The organism is Amycolatopsis sp. DSM 110486 (genome assembly GCF_019468465.1).
Lineage (GTDB): Bacteria > Actinomycetota > Actinomycetes > Mycobacteriales > Pseudonocardiaceae > Amycolatopsis.
The window spans coordinates 8,444,634-8,462,249 of the sequence record NZ_CP080519.1 but is presented as its reverse complement, the minus strand read 5'-3'; the positions used below and the strand labels follow the sequence as shown (position 1 = coordinate 8,462,249).

The window sequence follows — 17,616 nt, the reverse complement described above, 5'->3', positions numbered from 1 at the left end:
TGCAACCCACCGTCATCCGGCAGGTACCGCCGACGTTGTACCGGGGTGAAGGTGCCCGGGCCCCGGAGGCGAGGAATCACCTGGCCTCACGGCGACTCAAACATCGATCCGAGCAGCGCACCGCCAACCGCCTCCGGCGCGCTCGCACCGAACCTCCCGCCGCGACAGACCCTTCGGGATCGCCCCCACCGGGATGACGGCGGCGAGGTCGGCCGTCCGGCAGCGCAGCCGCACCATCGAGCCGTCCACGCCGACCCCCTCCACCGTGACCGGAATCAGGCTCCGCATCCGCATCATGGCGATAACCCCGTCGAGCAGCGCAACCAGGACCGAACCATCCGTCGGCCCGCTGGCCTCGAACGACCACGCCGCGGACCCACCCGCAGGCCGTGCGTGGACAAAACTCTCCACCAGCGCCCGCACTGCTTCCGCCAGACACGCCTCCCGCGTCGGCCCCCACGCTGCGATGCACAGATCAGCGGCGTGCACAACGCGCCGCGTACCACGGGCGTCCTGCTTCAGCACTGATCTCCGCCCAGACCTCCCCACCCGGGCAGTGTCCAGACGACAGCCCACGTCGGCCTCACCCAGGCCAGGTGAACCGTGCCCCCCCCGGACAATCCCCATGCCCCGAAAGAATGTCGCATCAGGGCCTGAACCGGACGAAATTCACCTCGGGTGGCTGAGTGCCCCCGCCTTGTCGCCCAGTTCGGCGACAATGGATGCGGTTGGCTCGCAGTGGAAGCGCACCGCGGCGTACGCAAAAAGCGGCAACTCCTGTTGTCCTTCGTCCAGTTCACCTTCGGCGGCGATGAGGAGAGAGCCAAGGGCGACACGGCGCGGGACAAGGCGCGCACCACCGGGTATCAGTCCTGAAACCCGATCATCTTCTTGACCGCCGTTTTGATTCCCCGTTCGACCCTGGTGACCGGCAGCCGTTCAAAACGGAACTCCGGGGAGACGATTCGGCGCGCGCCGAATCGTTCCTTGAACTGGCCGAGTGTCCCGGTGCCCGATTCTCCGAGGTAGTAGTAGCGGCACCCGGCCTCGCACGCGTCCTGGATGGCCCGAGCCTGAATCAGGTCAGTGGCCCGGTAGCTCTTCAGTCGTTCATCCATGACCCCACGGAAGTCGTGCGCGTTGACACCCCGTACCACAAGGCAGGCCGCGGCGGGCCGGTCGTCGACGCGGGCCACCCACACCTGGAAGCCCTCGCCCAGGCGGCGTCCGATCGCCTCGAACTTCTCACGCGGATCCCGCCGGTGAAGCCGTCGCCTCGCGAGCCACGTCGGCTCGTGCTGCTGGCGCGCCCACCGCAGGACCGCACGTTCCATCAGTGCGTAGAACTCCGGAACGAGCTCGCCCCCGGTGCCGCGTTCCACCGTGACGCCCTTGCGCTCCGCTGTCCGGACACCACGCCGGGAGTTCTTGGTGAACCGCTGCGCCCACACCTCGTCCCAGCCACCCTGCAGGTCGAGCAAGTGCACGTGGTGCGGATGGACGAGAGCTCGCGGGTGATGCGCGTCGCGCCACGCGTCCACCTCGAGCGGGCCAGGCGACACGGACTGGACCACAACACGCCGCTTCGCCAGGTCCTCGAGCACGGCGTTGACCTCCCCGACCTGCACCCCACCCGCAGCGAGGATCCCACCCAGCCCGCACGCCGGCGGATTGGACTGCTCCGCCGTGAGGAACGCGGCCGCCAGCGGACGCCGGAGCATGGGCAGAATTAGCGTGCGTCCTCCGGCCGTTTCATACAGCCTGCTCACATCTCGCAGTCGATGGGCATCGCACATCGCATCAGCCCATTCCGGAGATTGGCTCTCCAGAGCGTACGGATCACTGCGCATGATCGCCACCCACTCCGCGCGGGGAGCTGGGCTGATCATTTTCACCAAACTGTCGGCTGCCGGTACGTCCACCTGCCCATCCGACAGATTTTTCACACCTTTCCTATCCATGACCCGGCCCCGTTCGCTCCTCACCCGCGGCCGTTGCCCGCAGGTTGCGTACCTGGTAATTCGTCCGATTCGGTGCAAGGGTTACACAAGATCGTTGAAATTTCTGCCCCGACAAGTCACTAAGATCGACACTTCCGCTGTAACAGCGCCAACCGGCTCAGCGAATTACCGATGATGAGGTGATGCCGCGAATACGCGGCGAATCTGTGCACACAGGCCGCGAACACCATGCTGGAGGGCTCTTCGATGAGGCATTCTCACGGCGAGAAACCGATCTTCGACGGTGATCCGCTCGTCGTGGCCGATCTGCTCTCCGACTTGACCGAAATCGTGCACCGGCTGATAGATCGCGTGGCCGCACAGGACGTCCTCGACGCCTACCTGCTCGCCGCCGCCGCGGTGCAGATCGTGGAAGACCACCTCCAGCGGGACGCTTTCGCCGTGCACCGCGCCGCCTCGTACCTGCGTGACCGGGGCACAGCCGCGGTCGTCCCCGATCTGCTGGGCAAGATCGCCACCGCCCTTGAAATAGCGACATCGTCACGGGCCGCCGAGCGGCGGGCGGTCCGCTGGCGGGACACGGCGGCGATATTGCGCGACGCGGTCGCCCTGCAAGTGGTCACCGACCCATCGGAGGCCGCGTTCGATTCGTGGGCGACCGCTGCTGTCCGCCTGCGCGGTTCCCTCCCCTCGCTCGACCGCAACCTCGCCGGTGCGGTCCTGCGGATTCCGTCGTGTTTCCGGAGTTTCGACCAGGAACCAGCCGATATGGTCGCACTCGCGACTCGGCTGCGGCTGCGGTATTCGGACCGCGGACGGCCAATTGTCGTCCTGGGGGTGCGCACTTCGGGCAACTACCTCGCACCGCTGGTCGCCGCGGCGCTGCGCGACGCCGGCTTCCGGGAGGTGCACGCCGAGACGGTGCGACCGGGCCACCGGCTGCGGCCGCCGTTGCGCGCGCTCGTGCGGTCAGCCTCGTGGCGCGGAGGCAGGATCGCCGTGGTCGACGACCCGCCCGAGACCGGGCAGTCGGTTGCCGACGTCGCGTCGGCCGTCTGCAGGGCCGGCGTGCCGGAAAGCGCTGTCACGCTGCTGCTCCCCCTGTTCTCCGACACACCGCCGGCCACCTTGGGACGCTACGACTCGGTCACGTTGCCCTATCGCGAGTGGGCGATCCACGACCGGCTCGAGACCGAGGCCGTGGTGCGGTCGATGTCCGCGCTGCTGGGCCGTCCGGTTCATTCGGTCAGCCCGGTCCCGCAGACCGGGGTGTCCCGCGGGAGAGAGCACGCCCGTGCCGTGTTCGACGTCGGGTTGCCGGACGGCGAACCCCGGCGCATCGTGGCGGCCGGGGCCGGGCTCGGGTTCTTCGGGAGGCATGCGCTCGCCGTCGCGCACGCAGTGTCCGACCACTTGCCGCGCACCTACGGCTTCCTCGACGGGATCGTGTTCCGTGACTGGTTGCCGACCGAGCAGCGGCTCCGGGCTGCCGGCCCGGCCGACGCGGAACGACTGGCCGGCTACGTCCGCGATCGCGCGGCCGCCCTGCCTGCGGGAGCCGATCACGCCGCCGGGCTGGCCGGCCGGCAACCGGCGTGGGAGGCGGCGAGCCGGGTGCTGCAACGCAGCTACGGCCGCGCCGGCGTGGTGCTGCGGCCCGTACTGCTCGATCCCTTGATCCGCCGGCTGTGCGAGGTGGCCGAGCCCTCTGTGGTGGACGGCGCAACCGGCCTGGACCACTGGTTCCGGGGTGCCACCAGGCTGTACAAAGTGGACGCCGATGTCCGCGACTTCGCCAACACCGATCTAGCCTGCTACGACCCGGCGTACGACCTCGCCGGAATCGATCCGGGCAGCGCGGACCCCGCGTTCGCGGAGTCCCTGCGCCGGGAGATGCCGTGCGACCCCGAACGGTTCCTCCTCTACGAGCTCGTGCACCTGTGGGACCGGGAACGCGAGGGCCGGCCCGTTCACCGCGCCGGCGCACGAGCCGTCCAACACTACCTGCGCGAAGTGCTGTTCGCCGGAGTGCACGCCGCTGAGGACGGCGCGGTGTGCGCGCTCGATGTGGACGGGGTGCTCGAATCGGACGCGCTCGGGTTCGCCATGGCCACTCCGACCGCCGCACTCACCCTGCGTGCGCTGCTGGCCCACGGCTTCCGGCCGGTCCTGGTCACCGGCCGATGCTTGGACGAGGTCCGCGAGCGGTGCACATCCTACGGATTGGCGGGTGGCGTCGCCGAGTACGGATCGGTCGTCTTCCACGACGGAGCGGCGCATGATCTCGTCCCCAGGCAGGGCGTCGACGCGGTCGCCCGGGTCCGGGAAATCCTGGCGGCCCGGACCGACGTGGTCCTGGATGCGGACTACCGACGCATCGTCCGCGCCTACCGCCGCGGCTCCGGCGGTTTTCACCGGGCGCTGCCCGCGGCGGCGGTCGAACGCGTCCTGGAGCAGGCGGGAGGCGCTGCCTCGCACCTGCGCGTGGTCGCGGGCGACGGTCAGACCGATTTCGTCGCCGCTGCGGTGGACAAGGGCACGGGGCTGGCCGCCCTCACGGCTCGGCTCGGGGCCGACGCGGTGGCGTGGGCGGTCGGGGACACCGCGGCGGACCTGCCGATGTTGGAGGCTGCGACCGTCGCCTACGCACCCGGCAACGCGGACGAGCAGGTGCGCGCGTCCGGGGTGCCGGTGCTGCGGAGGCGGTACGCCGCGGGGGCCGCGCAGGCTGCGGCACTGTTGATCGGGCATCGTCCGGGCGCCTGCGAGAGGTGCCGCCCGCCGGCCCACACCGCGCGCACCCGCACGTTGCTGACCCTGCTCGACGCGTCCAACGCGGGCGCGCGGGGGCTGCCTGTCGCCGTTGTCCGGTGTCTATCGAGGGCGGCGGTGAGCACCGAATGACGACCGCGGTGCACGGGCAGCCAGAGCGAGCGACCTCCGCGCGCGGGGCACCTCCCCGCCGCTCCCTGTATGGCCATGGCTACGCGCTGGTCCTGAGCTCGGCGCTGACCTCCGGGATCGGCCTGGTGTTCTGGATCGTCGCCGCGCACAGCTACGACCAGGCCGTCCTCGGCCGAAATTCGGCACTGGTCTTCGCGATCATGTTCCTGGCCGGGGTGGCGCAGCTGAACCTGATGAACCTGCTCATCCGGTTCGTCCCGGTCGCCGGACCACGGGCACGCCGGCTGGTGGCCCTGGCGTACCTCGTCGGCGGCGGGCTGGCGGGTCTGGCCGGTCTGGGCTTCGCGCTCGGCATCCGCTGGTGGTCGCCGGGCCTTGCAGAGCTCCTACACGGTCCGATCGCGGTCGCCGGGTGCGCGGCCGCCTGCGCGGTCTGGGCGATCTTCGTGATGCAGGACGGGGTGCTGACCGCCGTCGGCCGGGCGCGGGTGGTCCCCGTCGAGAACCTGGTGTTCTCCGTCGTGAAGCTCGGATTGCTCGCGGCCCTCGCGGCGGCGTTGCCCCACGGCGGGATCACCGTGTCGTGGATGGCCGCCACCGCGGTGGCCGTACTCGCGACCACCGCGTACCTGTTCCTGCGTGCGCTGCCGGCGCACGAAGGCACAGCGACCACCGGCGAGCAGATTTCCCCGCGGGCGCTTGCCGGCTACCTGGGCGGTGATTTCGTCGGTGCGACGTGCTGGCTCGCGTGCACCCAGCTGCTGCCGGTGCTCGTGCTCGGTGTGCTCGGCGCCCGGCCGACCGCGACCTTCGCCGCAGCATGGACGATCTCCTACGCGCTGTATCTGGTCCCCGCGGCGATGGGACAGTCACTGGTCGCGCACACGGCGCTCGACTCCGAGAGCGTGGCCGAGGCCCGGGCAGGAGTCGAACGGCGGTCGTTGTTCCTGCTCCTGCCGGTGGTCGCCGCGCTGGTCCTGGCCGCGCCCTGGGTGCTGCGACTGCTCGGCCCCGGCTATGCCGACGCAGGCCGCTGGGTGCTGCCGCTGATGGCGGCCTCGGCGTTGCCCAACATCGTCGTCGCGGCCGCGGTGAGCCAGGCTCGAGCGCTCCGGCGGACCGGGGTGGTGGCCACACTCCTCGGGACCCTGTCGGTGCTCGTGGTGGGCCTCGCCTTGGTCCTGATGCCGACCTTCGGCATCGTAGGGGTCGGGCTGGCCGTGCTGGCCGGGCAATCCGTCCTCGCAGGCATGATCCTTTTGCTGCGTGCCGCGTGGGTGCCGCGGCCCATCGTCGGCCCGCTCGCCGGCCTGCGAAGCCGGGGCTTGCTGCGCCGGATCGCCCCGACTGCACTCAGGTCCCGGTCGTGGTGCCTGCAGCAGCGGTTGCGCGGGCTCTCGGACTCCGCGATCGCGTCGGTCGGCCCCGGCGACCGCCCGGCCGCGCTGCTCAAGGTCGCCGACACCGAGCAGGGACGAAAAGCGCTCCTTCACGAGGTGAGCGCGCTGTGCCGGCTGCACGAAGATCGCCGGCTGGACGGCTGGCGGCACCTGGTGCCGGCCGCGTACGACGTCGGGAACGCACTGGGCGCCTCGTACAGCATCCAGCAACTGCTGCCCGGCGCGGACGCGCGCGCCCGCGTAGCCGATCCGGCAGGACGCAACCGGTTCGCCGCTGCGGCGCTCGCCACCCTCGGAGGACTGCACCAGTGCACCGCGGAACTGACCCGGGTCGACGAGCGCCTGGTCCGACAGCACGTCACCGCGCCGGCGGAACTGGTGCGTGCGGCGGTCGCGAAACGCACCGGATCCGCGATCGACCAGCTTGTGGCCGAGCTCTCGGCGGGACTGCGGGACCGGCGCCTGCCCGTGGGATGGGTTCACGGCGATTTCAGTGCCGACAACGTGCTCATCAACGCCGACGATCAGGTCACCGGCGTCGTCGACTGGGGGCAGGCGACCAGCGCCGGGCTCGTCGCCGTCGACGTGGCCGGCCTCGTACTGGCCACGGCGACGGCGGCGACCGGGCGGGAGCTCGGCGCGGTGGTCTCCACCTGGCTCGCTCCGGGTGCAGCGCCCGCACTCGCCGAGGTGCTGCACCACCGAAGCACGCTGGGTGGCGATCCGGTACCCGTTCGCACGCTCGTGCTGCTGGGATGGCTGCACATGGTCTCGGCCAATCTCGCGAAGTCCTCGCGCTACGGCGCAAACCCGATCTGGTTGCGCCGCAACGTCATCGCGGTGCTGCGCACCGTCGGCAGGGAGCTCGCGTGAGCGCCGGTCCGGCGTCCGGCGCCTGGGCGAGACGGCGAGCCGGCCGCAACTCCGAGCAGACCATGGTCCGCGACGGCGCGTCGCTGGTCGTCGGCGCCGTGCTGACCTCACTCGTCGGCGTCGCGGCGTGGGTCGTGGCCGCCCGCCTGCTGCCCCAGGACGAGGTCGGGCACGCCTCGGCGTTCGTGTCCGGGTTCCTTCTGGTGGCCGGCCTCGGCGACCTGGGACTGGGCGCCGCCCTGATGCGCTGGGTTCCCCGCGCCGGCGTCCGCCGCACTAGGCTCATCGCCCGCTGCTACGGCCTCGTGCTCGCCGGATCCGTGGTGGCGGCGGTTGTCGTGCTCCTGCTGCCCACCGGCGACGAGATCACCGAGAGTCTTCCCCGGTTCAGCACCGCCGCGTTCCTGTTCGCCGCAGTGGCCTGGGCGCTCTTCCAGTTCCAGGACGCCGTGCTGGTTTCGCTGGGCCGGGCCCGCTGGGTGCCCTACGAGAACGCCACGATCGGCCTCGCGCGCGTCGGCATCCTCGCACTCGCCGGACCCGCGCTCGGCGCCACCGGCATTCTGCTGTCGTGGATCGTCCCGGCCGTCGCTGGGGTGGGGGTGATCTCCGTCGTGCTCTACCGGGTACTCACCCGCGAACCGGAAGCCTCCCTGGCGCAGCGGACCCCGGTGCTCCCGGACCGGCGCGAGGTGCTGCGGCTGCTCGCGCCGACGTATCCGGCGAAGGTGACCGGCGGCGTGCTGACGGACCTTGTGCCGTTGCTGGTGATCGGGCGGTTCGGCCCGGCGACGGGCGCGGTCTTCTTCCTGGTGTGGATGGCCGGGAACACCGTGGACTACGCCGCGACCAGCTTCTCCCAGTCGATCATCGTCCGGATCGCGCACGAACCCCACCGCACCCGCGAACTCTTCGGAATCGGATGCCGCAAACTCGCGATGGTCTTCATCCCGGCGCTGCTCCTCGCGGTCGCCCTCGCGCACCCGCTGCTGTCGGTGTTCGGACAGTCCTACGCCGACCAGGGCGCGTGGTTGCTGCGCCTGGTCATGCTCGGCTGCATACCGAGACTGCTCATCACCCTGGTGGTCGCGGCCGGTATCGCCCACGGACGCGGGCGGCTGGTCGCCGCGCTCGAAGGCAGTAGCGCGCTCGGGGTGATCGGCGTGGTCGCCGTGGTTCCCATAACGCACCTGAACCTGGTCGGCGTGGGCTTCTTGATCGTGCAATGCCTGGTGGCCATCGGCGCCGTCGGCGTGGTGTGGCGATGGCGCAACCAGGCGACCCGATCGAAAGAAGCGCTCGGATGAGCGCCGGTAGCCGAGTGAGGACGTGCCTGTTCCTCGCAGCGGTGTTCGCGGCCGCCGCGTGCGCACCCTCCACCTCGGACGGTCCTGCCACGGGCACACCGACCACCGCACCCGACACCGCCGCCGGGGCGAACGCCGCCGTGCCGCGACCCAGCCACGTGGTCGTGGTGGTCTTGGAGAACCACGGGATCGAGCAGGTGTCACGCAACAGCCAGGCGCCGTACCTCAACGAGCTCGCCGCCGCGGGCGCCCGCTTCACGAGCGCCACCGCCATCACCCACCCGAGCCAACCGAACTACCTCGCGCTGTTCTCCGGCGACCCACAGGGCGTCACCGACGACTCCTGCCCGCACACGTTCACCGGTCCGAACCTGGCCCGCCAGCTGATCGACGCGGGTTACGGCTTCGGAGCGTTCGCCGAAGACCTGCCCGACGCCGGCTACCCCGGCTGCCGATCCGGCGACTACGTGCGCTGGCACGCACCCTGGGTGGACTTCACCACGATCCCCGCCGCGGCGAACCGGCCGTTCACCGCGTTCGGACCGGACTACACGAGACTGCCCACCGTGTCGTTCGTGATCCCGAACTTGTGCCACGACATGCACGACTGCGACACCGTCACGGCCGATGCCTGGCTCCGGGCGCACCTGAGCGCATATACGAGCTGGGCCACCACGCACAACAGCCTGCTCGTGGTGACGTTCGACGAGGCCGAAGACGCCTCGGCGACGAACGGGATACCGCTGAGCCTGGCCGGCCCGATGATCCGGCCGGGCACGTACGCGGAGCCGGTGAACCACTACCGGTTGCTGCGAACGCTGGAAGCCATGTACCGCCTGCCCGCACTGGGCCACGCCACCGACACGAAACCGATCAGCGATGTCTGGCGTCCCTGACCCGGGGAATAGGCGCGGCGACCGTCGCGACCGTCCACAGCGGAACCGGACACCGGCGATCCCCGAAGCCGGGGGCACTCTCGCCGCGGCGCGCCGGCGCGCTCTCGAACTCGCCGGGCCACTGACCCGTCCCGTCGGGTCGGTCATCGCCGTCCGCACGCAGGCACCGGAGGTCGTCCTGACGTTCGACGACGGGCCCGAACCCGGGGGGACCGACCGCGTGCTCTCGGCGCTGTCGGACCACGCCGCCACGGCCACGTTCTTCGTGCTCGTCGACCGCGCCCGGCGGCACCGCTCCCTGGTGCGCGACGTGCTGGCCGGCGGCCACGAGATCGGCCTGCACGGGATGGACCACCGGAGGCTGTCGCGGCTCCCGTCCGCCATCGTGCGCACGCTGCTCGCCTCCGCCACGGCCGAGCTCGAGGACCTCCTCGGCACCCCGGTCCGATGGTTCCGGCCTCCCTACGGTGCGCAGACGCCCGCGGTCTGGCGCGCAGCCCGCAGGCAGGGACTCACGTCCGTCCTCTGGGGACCCTGCGCCTGGGACTGGCTCGACCAGCCGCCCGAACTCCTCGCCACCCAGGCGTTGCGCGGGCTCGGACCCGGTGCGGTACTCCTGGCCCACGACGGGCACGCCGGGCCGGAAGACGGTGCAGACGACGGTCCGCGGCCCGCGTTCGATCGCGGTGACCTGGTCGGGCGCGTGTTGACCGGACTCGGCGAACGCGGGCTTCGCGGACGCTCCCTGTCCGATGCCCTGGCCACGGGCGAAGCCCGGACCGCGCCGTGGTTCCTCCGATGAACCGCGCCCGGATCGCCGGCGTGGTCGCGGTTCTGCTCGCCGCGGCGCTCACCGGCTGCTCCCCCACTTCGAGCACTGGAATCCCGGCGCCGGAACCCGTCGTGGGAGTGACCCACACCCAGGACAGCGCGGACGACTACCCCGCGGGCCAAGTGATCGCCGCGACCACGACCCTCGCCCGCCACCCGATGCTCCAGAACCAATACCTGATGGGCTGGGGTGCGGACAACCCCGAACCCTCGCCAGGGGTGTTCGACTGGACCTCCTTGGACCAGCGGATGAACCTGATCAAGCAAACCCGCGGCGTACCCGTTCTCACCCTCGCCGGCGCGCCGGACTGGATGAAGGGCGGTTCAGCCGGCACCACCGACTGGAGCCGGCTGAACACCGCACCCACCCGTGCGCACTACGGGGACTTCGCAGCACTCGCCGCCACCGCGGCGGCGCGCTACCCGCAGGTGCGGTACTTCCAGGTCTGGAGCGAGCTGAAAGGCCTGTACGACGAGGCCGCGAACCGCTGGGACTACGAGGCGTACACCGAGATCTACAACATGATCTACGACGCCGTGAAGAAGGTGCGCCCGGATGCACTGGTCGGTGGACCGTACGTGGTTCTCGACACCTGGTCGGCGGCGGGAACCTCGGCGCCCTCGGCTCTGTCCGGTCCGTGGGGCGTGGTCGACCAACGCGCGCTCGACGTGATCGATTACTGGAACGCGCACAAGCACGGCGCGGATTTCCTCGTCGTGGACGGGTCGAGCGGCACCCGGGACGCCGGCCTCACCACCGACGCGTTCCGCGCTACGGCGATGTTCGGCACGGTCAGCAGGTGGCTTCGAGTCCGAGTCGGCCTTCCGGTGTGGTGGGCGGAGTTCTACCCCACGCAGCCCGGCGGTCCGCAGTGGTCACAGGAAAGCCCTGCGCCGGCCGCATTGAGCGTGGCCGCGGTCGCCCAGGCGCTGCGCGGTGGGGCCGCCCGGCTGCTGCTGTGGCAGCCACAGGCTTCGGCCGACGTGCCCAGCGCGGCATTGTGGACGACGCCCACGGCGAACTCCGATGCCGCGCTGCTGCCCCTCTCGGTGGCCTGGACCTGGCTCGCGGCCAATGTAGACACCCGGACGACGATCGACTATTCGCCGGCCGGCACGGTTCTGAAGATCATCGCGGACCGGGAAGTGCTCACCGTCAACCTCACCGCCGGCGAATTGATCCCACCGGGACAAAGCGCACCCTTGCCGGCATATGGAATGCTGATCACTCCTCGCCGCTGATCGCCCACGGCCGGCGCACGAGGTTGAAAAATTGCCAGGCTCGAGGTTACGGCCGCATAACATTCAAGCCTTGACGATTCGGGCATATGAGCATCGTTTGCCCGTACGGCGTGTGGCCACGAGCGCACGGTCTGGGATTGCCTCCAATACAAACTTCGAGCAGGACTCCGAAATATGCGACCTGACCTGCGCAGCCCTCGTGCCCGCCAGGGCACCGTGATCGTCGCATGAGCCACTCGCGCTTCCCGTGAATCGTTACCACTCCCGGCCGCCATTTCTTTTTCACCGTAACGGTCACCAATCGGTGTACGACACCCGTATATCACCTTAAATCTGGGGTAACTTAACGCAATGGATCAGCGCCGAATGAATCGGGAAGAGGGGCGTTCGATGGAACGGTGCGCGAATCCGAAGATCAGCATTGTGATTCCGGCGCGCAACGAGGCACGCAATCTGGAAGTGATCCTTCCGGAACTGCCCGAAGTCGACGAGGTTGTGCTGGTGGACGGGCATTCGGTGGACCAGACCGTCGAGGTCGCGCGCAAGGTGCTGCCCTCGATCGTGACGCTGACGCAGACGCGGCGCGGGAAAGGAAACGCACTGGCGTGTGGTTTCGAGGCCGCCTGCGGGGACATCATCGTGATGTTCGACGCCGACGGGTCAGCCGATCCGGCGGAGATCCCCGCCTTCGTGGAGACCTTGGTTCGGGGCGCCGACTTCGCGAAGGGGACCCGGTTCCACCGGCACGGCGGCAGCGACGACATCACCGCGTTGCGCCGAGCCGGTAACGCCGCGCTGAACGGGTTGACCAATATTCTGTACCACACGAGCTTCACCGATCTCTGTTACGGCTACAACGCGTTCTGGCGAGACATCGTGCCCCAGCTCAAGTTGCCCCCGACCGCCGTGCCCGCCCTCGCTTCGGGAGGCTTCTGGGGTGACGGTTTCGAGATCGAGACCGTGCTGAACTGCCGAGTGGTCGCAGCGGGGCTCAAGGTCGCCGAGGTTCCCAGCTACGAACGGAACCGCATCTTCGGCGAGACCAACCTGCGTACGTTTACCGACGGCGTCCGGATCCTTCGCACCATCTTCGCGGAACACCGGCGGTATCGGGCTCGGAAGGAATCGGGCCTCTCCGGTACCGGCGACGTGACCGCACAGGAGATCGCGTGATGGCCTTGTCGGGGGAAGACCGCGAGCGCGCACCTGCGGCATCGGTCGTCGTCTGCGCTTACACGACCGCGCGGTGGCACACGATCCGCGCCGCGCTTGCCTCAGCCGCCGCGCAAACCCCGGCTCCGCTGGAGGTGCTGCTGGTGGTCGACCACAACCCGGAGCTCGCGCGCCGCGCCCGCGCCGAACTGTCCGGAATCAGAGTTCTCGACAACGAAGGCCCGCGCGGCCTGTCCGGTGCCCGCAACACCGGGATCGACCACAGCGTCGGAGACGTCGTCGCGTTCCTCGACGACGACGCCGCGGCCCTGCCCGGCTGGCTGGCGCACCTGCTGGCGTCCTACGCGGATCCGGATGTCGTCGCCGTGGGTGGTGCGGCTCGTCCACAGTGGCCGGCCGGGTCCGGCCGTCCCGGCTGGCTGCCGTCCACCGGGGTGCTGGACTGGGTGGTGGGGTGCACCTACACCGGCTTGCCCACCGCACTCGCGGAGGTGCGCAATGTCATGGGCTGCACCATGTCCTTTCGCCGCACCGTGTTCGAGGTGATCGGCGGTTTCTCCACCCGGGTGGGCCGGGTGGGTGCGCTTCCCCTCGGGTGCGAGGAAACCGAGTTGTGCATCCGCGCCCGCCGGCAGTTGCCGCGGGCGCGCATCCTATTCGAACCGCGCGCGACCGTGACCCACCACGTCAGCGTGGACCGGCTGACCTGGTCTTACCTGCGCCGCCGCAGCTGGTCCGAAGGAGTCTCCAAAGCCGCAGTGAGCCGGCTGGCCGGTACCGGACCCGCGCTCGCCGTCGAGCGCCGCTATGTCGCGCGCGTGCTCCCGGCCTCCGTGGGACACGAGCTGGTCCAGGCCGCACGAGGGCGACCGGCGAACGCGGGCAAGGCGATCATCGCGATCGCCACCGCCCTCCTGGCCACGGCCGGCGGCTACCTGCGCGAGTCGGCCCGGCGACGACGCGGTACGGCGCCTGCCGCCGAGGCCGCCGTCACCGCGCCCGCGACGGCGGTCACCGAACTCGACATCCGCCACGGGACGACGACACTGCCGGTTCCCGCGGACCCCGGGACCGTCTACCGCGACGCGCAGGTGCTCGTGCGTGACGGGCGCTGGACGTTGGACCTGCTCCGGTTGCCCGTCACCGGTACGCGCATGAACTCCAGGGACCTTCGCCTCGCCGCTCCGCCGACACGGCCCGAACCGGGCGCGTGGACCCCGAAGGTGAGCGTCGTAGTACCGACGGCCGACCGCGCCGACACGGTCCGCCGATGCGTGAAATCGTTGCTGGCGACCGACTACCCGGACCTGGAAGTTCTGCTGGTCGACAACCGGCCGCACGCGGCCGAAGCCGCCGCGCTGGTCGAACTCGCCTCGAGCGACCCGCGGACCCGGTACCTCGCCGAAGCCCAGCCCGGTGTCAGCCGAGCCCGCAACACCGGCCTGGCCGAGGCGAGCGGGCCGCTGGTCGCCTTCGTCGACGACGACATCGAGGTCGACCGGTGGTGGCTCGCGAACCTGGTGGCCGAACTCGCCGACGAGGCCGTCGACTGCGCGACCAGCCTGGTTCTGCCGACCTCGCTGGACACTCCCGCCCAGCGGAAGTTCGAGCAGCTGAAGGGTTTCGGCCGAGGCGCGCACCGCCAGGTGTTCGGTCCGGGCCTCTCGGGCGGCAGCTCGCAGAACCCGTTCACCCCCGGGCAGTTCGGTCCCGGCGGCTGCGCGCTCTGGCGCCGTTCCACCTTGGCCGGCCTCGGCGGGTTCGATCCACTGCTCGGCCCGGGTACTCCCACCCGCGCCGGCGAGGACCTCGAACTGTTCCTGCGGCTCGCGCGCGCCGGTGGCTCCATCGTCTATACGCCGCACGCAGTGGCGTGGCACGAGCACGGCGCGGAATGGGCTGAGCTGCGCGATCGCTTGCACGCCTACAGCATCGGGTTGTCGGCGATGTTCGTCCGCCACCTGCTGCACCGGCCTGGGGACGCCGGGGCGATCGCCGCGGTGGTGCCCAGCAGTGTCCGCCGGATCCTGCTCGCGCGATCCTCGCCACGGGACGGCGGCTCGGCCGGACCGGGCGCACGGCTGCTGCTGGAGCAGCTCACCGGCCTGGCCTCGGGGCCGGCGGCACTCGCGCGCAGCGCATGGCGCGGGCGGTCCAGGTGGTCGCGATGCCCCTGAACGAGCGGCGAGCGGTGGCCGCGGTCCTGCTCGTCCTGACCACGGCCGTCCTGCTGCTGGCTGCCTTCGAGGTGACCAGCGAAGTGCGGCTTTACCTGGACGTCGCGTTCGTGCTCCTGGCACCGGGGTGGGCGGTGGCCGTCCACGTGCGGCTCGCCACCCGCGCCCTGGAGTGGATCACCGCGATTGCGATCGGCGTGTCGGGGACATTGCTGCTCGCGCAGGTCATGGTCTCGACGAACTGGTGGCACCCGACGGTGGGGTTCGTCGTGGTCGCGGTCGCCACGTTCTTGGCGCTGCTGTGGCCGCTCTTCGCGCCCCGTACCGCAGGGGCGGCGCGGTGACGAGACTCGCCCTGGCGCTTCCGGGGTTCCGGCGGTCCAGAGCCGACCTCGAAACGCTGACGCACGATTCCGTCCCAGACAGCCCCGAGTGGCAGTGGCGCGACGCGCTGAGCCCCCTACTCGCCCTCCTCGCCGCCCTGCTGTGGCTGCTGGGGCTGCATCCGGTACTGCCGACACAGCTCGGCAGCCTCGGTTTGATCACCGCTCTGTCACCGGTGCTGCTGGCGTCCTACCCCGTACTCGTCGCCGCGGTGGTGCTCGAACTGGTCCGGCGGCGTCCGCGACCGCGGGTGCTGGCGTGCGTCACCACGCTGGGCGTAGTGCTCGTCTACGGCCTGCAGCCGGCGACCGAACAAACGGCCCGGCTGACGGTGTCCTGGCTGCACACCGGTTTCGCGCGCTACATTGCCGAGAACGGGCACGCGCTGCAGGGCTACGACGCGCGGTTCTCGTGGCCAGGATTCTTCTCCTTGATCGCGTTCCTGACCAAGGCGAGCGGCCAACCGGACGCGTCCCCGCTCCTGCAGTGGGCGCCGACGTTCTTCGCCGGTGCCGCGGTGCTCGGGATGCGCGCACTCGCCGCCGCGGTCTTCGGCAACGGGCGCGCCGGGTGGCTCGCGACCTGGATCTTCCTGCTGGCCGAGTGGACGGAGCAGGACTACCTGTCGCCTCAGGCTGCCGGCTACCTGATCATGCTCGCCGCGCTGGCGCTGACCGTCCGGTACCTGGTGCGCCCGGGCCTTGCCCATTCGGTGCGGTCCCGCCCGGGCGGCCGCCTTCCGCCGGCGAACCTGCCGCGCGAACGCTTGGCCGTACACGGGCTGATCCTAATCTTCGCCCTGGCGCTCGCGCCCACGCACCAGCTGACGCCTTTCGTGCTGGCGGGGCTACTCCTCGTCATGGCGCTGACCCGGCGGCTCTGGCCGGGCTGGCTGCCGTGGCTGGTCCTGGTACCCGCGCTGGTGTGGTTCTCCCTGGGCGCCAAGGATTTCTGGCAGGGCCAGCTGCACATGGTGATCGGCGACGTCGGGCACGTGACTTCCTCGGTGGACCAGGGCATCACCGGCCGGTTCACCGGCGACGCGGGACGCACGGCCATCCTGGTCGTCCGCGTGGCGCTGACCGGGGCCGTCGGCGCTTTGGCGCTGGGCGGCTGGTGGGTGCGGCACCGCCGAGGCCTGCACTCTCTGCCCCTGGTGGCGCTCGCGGCCGCTCCCCTGGCGATGGCCGTGCTCCAGTCCTACGGCGGCGAGGTCTTCGTCCGCTGCTACCTGTTCGCACTGCCGTTCGCCGCCCTGCTCGCCGCGGGTGGGCTCGACGCGGCGCTCGGCGTGCGCGCTGCCCCGGGAGCGCTGGCCACGACGACGCGAGTGACGCACCGGTTCCCCCAGGCCGGGCCCGTGGTCGTCGGGCTCGTGCTGACGTTGCTGGGCGTGGCGACGATCACTGCCCGAGGCGGCGGCGACGCCTACCTCAGCTACACCCGCAGTGACGTCGCCACGGTGGCGGAGGCCTACCGGCTGGCCAGGCCCGGCCAGACGATCAGCGGGCTCAGCGCCGACGCCACACCGCTGGGCTTCGACAAGATCGGGGTGGTGTCGCAGACCTCGATCGAAGACACCTGCCCGCGCTACATCCAGGTGACCGACTGCGTACTGGAAACCGCGCCGGACTACCTGGTGGTCATTCCCTCGCAGGACAACTACGGGCAGATCTACTACGGGCTCCGGGCCGGCTGGACCGACCGCCTCGTCGCGGACCTCGTCCACTCTGGGAAATACCGCGTGACATTCGACGAAGGTGGCAGCCGGCTGCTGGCGCGCACCGGCGGAGGAGGGGGACGATGAACGACGCGTTGCTGGTGCTCCCCACCATTGCGCTGGCAGTCGCATTCAGTGCGATCATCTTCGCGCGCACGGTGCTGACGGAACGGGCCGCAGGAAGGCACGGCAGGCCACACGCACGAACGCCCCTCGTGCGGCGGCTCGACCAGGCCGGTGTGGTCGTCACCGCGCTCGTCATCGCCGCGGTCGTGTTCCGCGTCGTCAACACGGTGCTGTGAACGAATGGGCTATGCTTGTGGCCAACCCGGGCTTGCTGGAGGGTCGCCATCAGTATCCCCACAGAAGGGCGCGACCAGTGCCGTTGCGGTCACCATCGCGATGCGCACACCCATCTTCGCGGCGGGACCGAATGTGCACTCTGTGCGCCTGACGAGTGCCACCGCTTCCGCGCACCGGGCCTCCTGGCGAAAATTCTTCACCGACTCCGCTCCCGCGGCTGACTTCTCCGGTAGTACACCCTGGTTGCCCGCACACCTGCTTCCCGTCGTCCAGCAACCCCCTTCTCGGCTGCCTCGTAAACTTTGCCGTGCTCCGCCGTGCTCCGCCGTGCTCCGCCGTGCTCCGCCGTGCCCACCGGCTATGACACTCTCGTGCGCGCCTCCGGGACGCACGCGTTCCAGACCGAGTGGATCCCGTACGAGCAGGTCCGCGACGGTGCACAACC

13 protein-coding genes are annotated in these 17,616 nt (G+C 70.4%); 11 read left to right on the top strand and 2 right to left on the bottom strand.

The window, feature by feature from the left end; all coding sequences use genetic code 11:
* Positions 1–96: 96 nt before the first annotated feature.
* Both K1T34_RS40780 and K1T34_RS40775 read right to left on the bottom strand, forming a co-directional pair.
* Positions 97–525 carry an archease gene (locus K1T34_RS40780; RefSeq protein ID WP_220240020.1) on the bottom strand — a complete coding sequence of 143 codons (429 nt, stop codon included), beginning with the start codon at positions 523–525 and terminating at the stop codon, positions 97–99.
* A gap of 341 nt (positions 526–866) precedes the next feature.
* Positions 867–1,946 (bottom strand): GNAT family N-acetyltransferase, encoded by a 1,080-nt coding sequence (locus K1T34_RS40775; RefSeq protein WP_220240019.1) that lies wholly within the window; start codon positions 1,944–1,946, stop codon positions 867–869.
* Positions 1,947–2,207: 261 nt separating this feature from the next.
* Here K1T34_RS40775 and K1T34_RS40770 point away from each other — a divergent pair, with 261 nt between their 5' ends.
* From K1T34_RS40770 to K1T34_RS40720, 11 genes are all read left to right on the top strand, one after another.
* Positions 2,208–4,865 carry an HAD family hydrolase gene (locus K1T34_RS40770; RefSeq protein ID WP_220240018.1) on the top strand — a complete coding sequence of 886 codons (2,658 nt, stop codon included), beginning with the start codon at positions 2,208–2,210 and terminating at the stop codon, positions 4,863–4,865.
* On the top strand, positions 4,862–7,138 hold the full coding sequence (locus K1T34_RS40765) for a phosphotransferase (RefSeq protein ID WP_220240017.1): 2,277 nt from the start codon (positions 4,862–4,864) through the stop codon (positions 7,136–7,138). The genes K1T34_RS40770 and K1T34_RS40765 overlap by 4 nt, the downstream gene beginning before the upstream one ends.
* Positions 7,135–8,445: a hypothetical protein gene (locus tag K1T34_RS40760; protein ID WP_220240016.1), complete on the top strand. Its 1,311-nt coding sequence runs from the start codon at positions 7,135–7,137 to the stop codon at positions 8,443–8,445. Before K1T34_RS40765 ends, K1T34_RS40760 begins: the two co-directional genes overlap by 4 nt.
* Positions 8,442–9,341, top strand: a complete 900-nt coding sequence (locus K1T34_RS40755; protein ID WP_220240015.1) for an alkaline phosphatase family protein — start codon at positions 8,442–8,444, stop codon at positions 9,339–9,341. Before K1T34_RS40760 ends, K1T34_RS40755 begins: the two co-directional genes overlap by 4 nt.
* Positions 9,325–10,143 (top strand): polysaccharide deacetylase family protein, encoded by an 819-nt coding sequence (locus tag K1T34_RS40750; RefSeq protein WP_220240014.1) that lies wholly within the window; start codon positions 9,325–9,327, stop codon positions 10,141–10,143. Before K1T34_RS40755 ends, K1T34_RS40750 begins: the two co-directional genes overlap by 17 nt.
* Positions 10,140–11,414, top strand: a complete 1,275-nt coding sequence (locus K1T34_RS40745; RefSeq protein ID WP_220240013.1) for a hypothetical protein — start codon at positions 10,140–10,142, stop codon at positions 11,412–11,414. Before K1T34_RS40750 ends, K1T34_RS40745 begins: the two co-directional genes overlap by 4 nt.
* 351 nt (positions 11,415–11,765) lie before the next feature.
* Positions 11,766–12,587 (top strand): glycosyltransferase family 2 protein, encoded by an 822-nt coding sequence (locus K1T34_RS40740; protein ID WP_255637927.1) that lies wholly within the window; start codon positions 11,766–11,768, stop codon positions 12,585–12,587.
* Positions 12,587–14,764: a glycosyltransferase family 2 protein gene (locus K1T34_RS40735; protein ID WP_220240012.1), complete on the top strand. Its 2,178-nt coding sequence runs from the start codon at positions 12,587–12,589 to the stop codon at positions 14,762–14,764. The genes K1T34_RS40740 and K1T34_RS40735 overlap by 1 nt, the downstream gene beginning before the upstream one ends.
* Positions 14,755–15,108 (top strand): hypothetical protein, encoded by a 354-nt coding sequence (locus K1T34_RS40730; RefSeq protein ID WP_220240011.1) that lies wholly within the window; start codon positions 14,755–14,757, stop codon positions 15,106–15,108. Before K1T34_RS40735 ends, K1T34_RS40730 begins: the two co-directional genes overlap by 10 nt.
* Positions 15,105–16,955: a hypothetical protein gene (locus tag K1T34_RS40725; RefSeq protein WP_220240010.1), complete on the top strand. Its 1,851-nt coding sequence runs from the start codon at positions 15,105–15,107 to the stop codon at positions 16,953–16,955. The genes K1T34_RS40730 and K1T34_RS40725 overlap by 4 nt, the downstream gene beginning before the upstream one ends.
* Positions 16,952–17,170, top strand: a complete 219-nt coding sequence (locus K1T34_RS40720) for a hypothetical protein (RefSeq protein ID WP_220240009.1) — start codon at positions 16,952–16,954, stop codon at positions 17,168–17,170. Before K1T34_RS40725 ends, K1T34_RS40720 begins: the two co-directional genes overlap by 4 nt.
* The last annotated feature ends 446 nt before the right edge of the window (positions 17,171–17,616 follow it).

What these genes read in the sequence shown, in the direction of transcription:
- K1T34_RS40735 (WP_220240012.1), top strand. Translation starts at nt 12,587, where the DNA reads ATGGCCTTGTCGGGGGAAGACCGCGAGCGCGCACCTGCGGCATCGGTC.
- K1T34_RS40770 (WP_220240018.1), top strand. Translation starts at nt 2,208, where the DNA reads ATGAGGCATTCTCACGGCGAGAAACCGATCTTCGACGGTGATCCGCTC.
- K1T34_RS40765 (WP_220240017.1), top strand. Translation starts at nt 4,862, where the DNA reads ATGACGACCGCGGTGCACGGGCAGCCAGAGCGAGCGACCTCCGCGCGC.
- K1T34_RS40755 (WP_220240015.1), top strand. Translation starts at nt 8,442, where the DNA reads ATGAGCGCCGGTAGCCGAGTGAGGACGTGCCTGTTCCTCGCAGCGGTG.
- K1T34_RS40720 (WP_220240009.1), top strand. Translation starts at nt 16,952, where the DNA reads ATGAACGACGCGTTGCTGGTGCTCCCCACCATTGCGCTGGCAGTCGCA.
- K1T34_RS40740 (WP_255637927.1), top strand. Translation starts at nt 11,766, where the DNA reads ATGGATCAGCGCCGAATGAATCGGGAAGAGGGGCGTTCGATGGAACGG.
- K1T34_RS40750 (WP_220240014.1), top strand. Translation starts at nt 9,325, where the DNA reads ATGTCTGGCGTCCCTGACCCGGGGAATAGGCGCGGCGACCGTCGCGAC.
- K1T34_RS40745 (WP_220240013.1), top strand. Translation starts at nt 10,140, where the DNA reads ATGAACCGCGCCCGGATCGCCGGCGTGGTCGCGGTTCTGCTCGCCGCG.
- K1T34_RS40730 (WP_220240011.1), top strand. Translation starts at nt 14,755, where the DNA reads ATGCCCCTGAACGAGCGGCGAGCGGTGGCCGCGGTCCTGCTCGTCCTG.